Source organism: bacterium (assembly GCA_021158245.1).
Lineage (GTDB): Bacteria > Zhuqueibacterota > QNDG01 > QNDG01 > QNDG01 > QNDG01.
Genome location: JAGGVB010000098.1, coordinates 1 through 5,945, shown reverse-complemented (window position 1 = coordinate 5,945; position 5,945 = coordinate 1). Strand labels below are relative to the sequence as shown.

Genomic DNA, 5,945 nt, shown 5'->3' with positions numbered 1-5,945 from the left:
CTTGGATCTGCAAAACCCTTTATTCCCGAACTCCATGCACTCAGGCCCTATGCAGGGTCAAAACATGTGGCACACAGGCTGAAAACGCTGCTTGAGAATTCCGAGATGGTGGCCTCTCATACAAATTGCGGAAGAGTTCAGGATCCCTACTCATTACGATGTATTCCGCAGGTTCACGGAGCTTCAAGAAATGCCTGGTTTCACCTGAAGGAGATTCTGCAGATTGAGGTCAACTCTGTAACTGACAACCCTATAATTTTTAGTGCGGACAATACGGTGAGCGGCGGAAATTTTCACGGGGAACCAATTGCCATACCAATGGATTATGCCTCCATTGCTGCAAGTGAACTTGGTAACATCTCCGACCGCAGAACTTATCTTCTTCTTCAGGGCGGCCACGGCGGCCTTCCCAAACTTCTCATGAGAAACACCGGAATAAATTCGGGATTTATGATTCCTCAGTACACCTCTGCTGCACTTGTAAGTGAAAACAAATCTCTGTGCTTTCCCGCAAGTGCGGATTCCATACCCACCTCCCTCGGCCAGGAGGATCACGTAAGCATGGGTTCTATCAGCGCAAGAAAACTTAACATGATTATTGACAATCTTGAAAATATTCTTGCTGTTGAACTTGTATGTGCTGCCCAGGCTTTTGATTACAGGCGTCCAATGAAATCCGGGCCTGTTCTTGAATCATGCCACAGCCTGATTCGCTCAAGAATAGACCATGCTGAAGAAGACCGGATTTTCAGCAATGATCTTGCTGCTGCGAAGGAGTTAATTTCAGAAAAAGAACTGATAAATAACGCTGCGGAAGCCGCAAACAAACAAAGCATTGATTTGGGGGGGAAATTTTCAAAACAGTTTTCAATGTAATAATTTTATTATTGAGTACAATAAATTTTAAAAAATATCTTATAACTTATTTTTTAACCGGAAAGAAAGGAGTTTAAAATGGCAATTATTCTCGACGGATCAAATCTTACAATTGAAAAGGTTGTACGTATTGCCCGTTATAATGAAAAAGTTGAACTTCATCCTGATGCGCTAAACAGAATTTCCAAATGCCGCGACATGCTTGAAGAAAAAATTCAGGCACATGAAATTATGTACGGAGTAAATACAGGTATCGGTGAATTTTCTGAAGTTGTACTTAATGATGATCAGGTAAAGGATTTTCAGAAATATCTTGTTTACAATCATGCAGCAGGTATCGGTGACCCCGCACCCATAGAATATGTTCGCGGCGCTATGGCAGGAAGAATTAACGTTCATGCTCACGGTAATTCAGGTATCAGGCCTGTTATTACTCAAACTTTGGTTGAGATGCTTAACAAGGGCGTTACTCCTTTTATCTGCCAGAAAGGGTCTGTAGGCGCTTCCGGCGATCTTGCTCCTATGTCTCAGATAGCACTTCTGCTCATGGGAGAAGGAAAGGCCTATTATAAAGGAGAGCTTTTAAGCGGAAAAGAAGCAATGGACAGAGCAGGCATACCAATTCCCGGGCTTCAGGCACGCGACGGGCTTGGAACAATAAACGGTTCAAATGTTCTTACTGCAATGAGCGCTATCTTTCTTTATGATGCAATGCACTGGCTGAAACAGGCTGAAATTGCAGCAGCAATGTCTCTTGAGGCACTGCTCGCAAATATGAAACCATATACACCGCTGCTTCACGAAGTCAGGGGTTTTAAGGGTGCAATACGTTCTGCAAAATCAATACAAAAACTTGTTGCACATGGAGACCTTGCTGAGGGACGTCTGAAAGTAAAGGTACAGGATGCATATTCCATGCGCTCCACACCTCAGGTAATAGGCGCTGCACACGATGCTCTTGAATTTGCAAGATCTCAGGTTGAGATTGAGCTGAACGGTGTCGGAGATAATCCCATCTTCTTTCCTGATCTTAACACTCAGCTTTCAGGAGCGAATTTTCAGGGAACACCTGTTTCTCTGCCAATGGATATGGCTGGTGTTGCAGTAACAATGGTATCTGTTATGTCCGAAAGAAGGATGAACAGGCTGAACAACCCTGCACTCAGTGGAGGGCTTCCTCCATTCCTGACTAAAGGTGCAGGAATGATGTCCGGCCTTATGCTCAGCCAGTATACTGCTGATATGCAGATTGTTGAGCAGAGAATCCTTTCAATGCCTGCATCAATTCAATCCATTCCGGCTGCTGCAGATCAGGAAGATTTTGTAAGTATGGGAATGAACACTGCTATCAAGAACTTTCAGATTCTGGATAATGCCTACGGAATTCTTGGAATTGAATTCATGGCTGCTGCACAGGCTCTTGATTTACGCGAGCACAAATTAGGCAAAGGTGTCCAGACCGCTAAAAACGTTATAAGACGCCACGTGGAATTTCTGGAAATTGACCGGCCCCTTTATGCAGACCACACAACTATGAAGCAGCTTGTCAAATCCTGCGAGATTCTGGAAGAAGTTGAAAAAGAGATCGGTTCTCTTAACGAGTAAAAAAATAAATCAGTAAAAGCATTGACGGAGATTCTATGTTAAAAATAGTCGAATGTGTACCGAATTTCAGTGAAGGCCGGGATATGGCCAAAATCAAACAGATATCAGATGTCATTGATGCTGTGAAAAATGTTAAACTTCTTGATGTTGATCCCGGCAAAGACACAAACAGAACAGTTATAACATTTGTCGGAGATCCCGAAAGCACTGTTGAAGCTGGGTTCCGGGCTATTAAAAAGGCATCTGAAATTATTGACATGCGGACTCAGACAGGCGCTCACGCAAGAATGGGCGCTACTGACGTGTGCCCGTTTGTTCCTGTTTCAGGCATTACAATGGAAGAGTGCGCAGACCTTGCAAAAAAACTCGGGAAACGTGTAGGTGAAGAGCTTGGAATTCCTGTCTATCTTTACGAATCTGCTGCAAGCACTCCTGAAAGAGAAAATCTTGCAAATATCAGAGCAGGAGAGTATGAGGGGCTGGAGGAGAAGTTAAAGGATCCCCATTGGAAACCTGATTTCGGGCCTGCAGTATTCAATCCAACAGCAGGTGCGACTGTCATAGGTGCAAGGGAATTTCTTATTGCATACAATATTAATCTTAACACGAGAAACACAAATATTGCAAAAGAAATTGCTTTTACAATCCGGGAAAAAGGACGGCTAAAGAGGGACTCAAAAGGTAAAATAGTAAAAGATGAAAAAGGAAATAAATTAAGAGTCCCCGGTAAGTTTACGAACTGTAAAGCTGTAGGATGGTACATGGAGGACTTCGGCAGAGCTCAGGTCTCCATGAATCTTACCAACTACAAAATAACGCCTCCTCATATTGTTTTTGATGAATGCTGCAATCTTGCTGAAAAACTGGGCGCAAGAGTAACCGGAAGCGAACTTGTCGGATTGATTCCTCTTGATGCTTTAAAAGATGCAGGCAGGTATTATCTGAAAAAACAGGGGAAACCTTCCGGAGTACCGGATTCGGAATTAATCCACATAGCAGTTTTATCCATGGGCCTTGGAGATATCTACTCGTTTGAAAAAGAGAAGAAAGTCATTGAATATCAATTGGATAAAAAGAACGATCTTACAAGTATGAGGATTGATGATTTTACAGATCTGCTATCCACTGATGCACCTGCTCCGGGAGGAGGAAGTGTTGCATCTCTTGCAGGAGGTTTAAGCAGCGCCCTTTCTGCAATGGTAGCTGCACTTACATTTGATAAAAAGGGCTACAAATCTTTCAAACAGGAGATGGATGAGATAAGCGTAAAGGCACAACAGCTTAAGGAAGAGTTTATACGGGACGTTGACAGGGACACGGAAGCTTTTAACAAAATCATGGCTGCAATGAAAATGCCGAAAAAGAGCGATGCTGAAAAAACCGCAAGGAATCTTGCTATCACAGAAGCTACAAAAGAGGCTACCCTGGTTCCTTTCGGAGTTCTCAAACGATCCGGAGAAGCTTCTATTATTGCAAGAAAAATTGCTGAAAACGGCAACAGGAATTCTGTTAGTGATGCAGGTGTGGCTGCTCTTTGTGCACAGACTGCTGCAGAAGGTGCATATCTTAATGTCATTATTAATCTTACCGGAATAGACGACAAAGAGTTCTATAACAAAATAAAAGATGAAGCAAAAAAAATAAAAGAAGAAGTTGTTGCCGTATGCAGGGAAACAATTAAAATCACTGAAAAAATCATTGAAGAAAATAAGTAGTTTTTAAGAGGTTTTAAGCCTCGAGATCTTTAACAGGAGGGAAAGATGGCACGCCCAATGTATTATGAATACAGGCCCCAAATGCCTATAAGGGCTCCCAGGGGCACTAAGCTTACTGCTAAAAACTGGGATACCGAAGCAGCCATGCGTATGCTTATGAACAATCTTGATCCTGATGTGGCTCTTGAGCCCGAGGAATTAATTGTTTACGGAGGCAGCGGAAGAGCAGCGCGTAACTGGAAGGCGTATTCTGAAATAATTGATATTTTAAAAAATCTTGACGACAGGCACACTCTCTGCGTTCAGTCAGGAAAACCGGTTTACATTGCACCTACTCACCCTGATGCACCCAGAGTCATTATTGCAAATTCCAATATTGTGCCAAAATGGGCAAATCAGGACCAATTTAACAAATTTGACGAAGACGGCCTTATCATGTACGGCCAGATGACAGCAGGAAGCTGGATTTACATAGCAACTCAGGGCATTATTCAGGGAACATACGAAAGCTTTGCAGCGGCAGGCAAGATTGATTTTGGTGTTGATTCCCTTAAGGGGAAATTTATACTTACTGGCGGTATGGGCGCTATGTCCGGAGCTCAGCCCCTTGCTGCAACTATGAACGAAGCTGTTATTCTGGATGTTGAAGTCCGGCCTGACAGAATTAAACAAAAGGTTGATCAGGGTTATTGCGACAGAATGACATCTTCTCTTGATGAAGCGATACAATGGGTAGAAGAAGCAAAAACTATGGGTGAACCCCTTTCCATCGGCCTTATAGGGAACTGCGGAGAAGTGCATCCCGAACTTGTTGCAAGAGGTGTAATTCCTGATATAGTTACGGATCAAACATCTGCACACAGCCTTCTTGATTATATTCCTATAGGAGATTTTGATGAACTTATGGAGCTCCGTGGAAAAGATCCGGAAACGTATCAGAAGAAATCTCTTGAGACAATTGCTATTCATCAGGAGGCCATTCTGGAGATGCAGAAACAGGGCGCTGTTGCATTTGATTACGGAAACAACCTCCGTGCTCAGGCAGAAGCAGCCGGAGTTTCAGTAAGAAAGCAGGACGGCTCCTTCAAGTACCCGGGCTTTGTTCCTGCTTATGTAAGGCCTCTATTTTGCGAAGGGAGGGGCCCGTTCAGATGGGCAGCTCTTTCAGGAGATCCGGAAGATATTGACAAGCTGGACAAGGTTGTTCTGGAACTCTTCCCTGACAATAAACCTCTTGCAAGATGGATTGATCTTGCATCAAAGAAGATTCCGCATCTCGGCCTGCCTGCCCGAGTCTGCTGGCTTGGATACGGAGAACGTACTGAATTTGCTCTCAGAATGAACCACATGGTTTCAACCGGTGAGCTGAAGGCGCCGATCGTGATTGGAAGAGACCATCTTGACTGCGGTTCTGTTGCTTCACCAAACAGAGAGACAGAAGCTATGAAAGACGGAAGTGATGCAATTGCAGACTGGCCCCTTATCAATTTTGCACTTAATGCTGTAAACGGAGCTTCCTGGGTCAGCTTCCATAGCGGCGGTGGAGTGGGAGTCGGATACTCCCTCCATGCAGGCATGGTAATTGTAGCTGACGGAACAAAGGAGAGAGAAGAGAGATTGAGGCGGGTTACAACTGTTGATCCCGGAAGCGGAATTGCACGCCATGTTGATGCAGGATATGAAAAAGCACTAGAGGTTGCAAAAGAAAAAGGGATTATGACAAACAAATTTAATCCTTCGGACAGGTAG

Annotated in this window: 4 protein-coding genes; all 4 read left to right on the top strand. The window is 43.8% G+C overall.

All coding sequences use genetic code 11. The annotated features are described in order from the left end of the window. The coding region (locus tag J7K93_05890) for an aromatic amino acid lyase (protein ID MCD6116524.1) at positions 1 to 876 on the top strand (876 nt) is incomplete at its 5' end. A gap of 78 nt (positions 877 to 954) precedes the next feature. Then, a complete protein-coding gene (locus J7K93_05885; GenBank protein ID MCD6116523.1) occupies positions 955 to 2,481 on the top strand; it encodes an aromatic amino acid lyase in 1,527 nt (508 codons plus the stop codon). Between the two features lie 35 nt (positions 2,482 to 2,516). Further along, on the top strand, positions 2,517 to 4,196 hold the full coding sequence (gene ftcD / locus J7K93_05880; GenBank protein MCD6116522.1) for a glutamate formimidoyltransferase: 1,680 nt from the start codon (positions 2,517 to 2,519) through the stop codon (positions 4,194 to 4,196). 45 nt (positions 4,197 to 4,241) lie between these two features. Next, positions 4,242 to 5,945, top strand: coding sequence for a urocanate hydratase (gene hutU, locus J7K93_05875; GenBank protein MCD6116521.1), 1,704 nt, complete (start codon positions 4,242 to 4,244; stop codon positions 5,943 to 5,945).

Excerpts from the sequence above, each read along its gene's own strand:
- hutU (MCD6116521.1), top strand. The coding sequence starts at position 4,242 with ATGGCACGCCCAATGTATTATGAATACAGGCCCCAAATGCCTATAAGG.
- ftcD (MCD6116522.1), top strand. The coding sequence starts at position 2,517 with ATGTTAAAAATAGTCGAATGTGTACCGAATTTCAGTGAAGGCCGGGAT.
- J7K93_05885 (MCD6116523.1), top strand. The coding sequence starts at position 955 with ATGGCAATTATTCTCGACGGATCAAATCTTACAATTGAAAAGGTTGTA.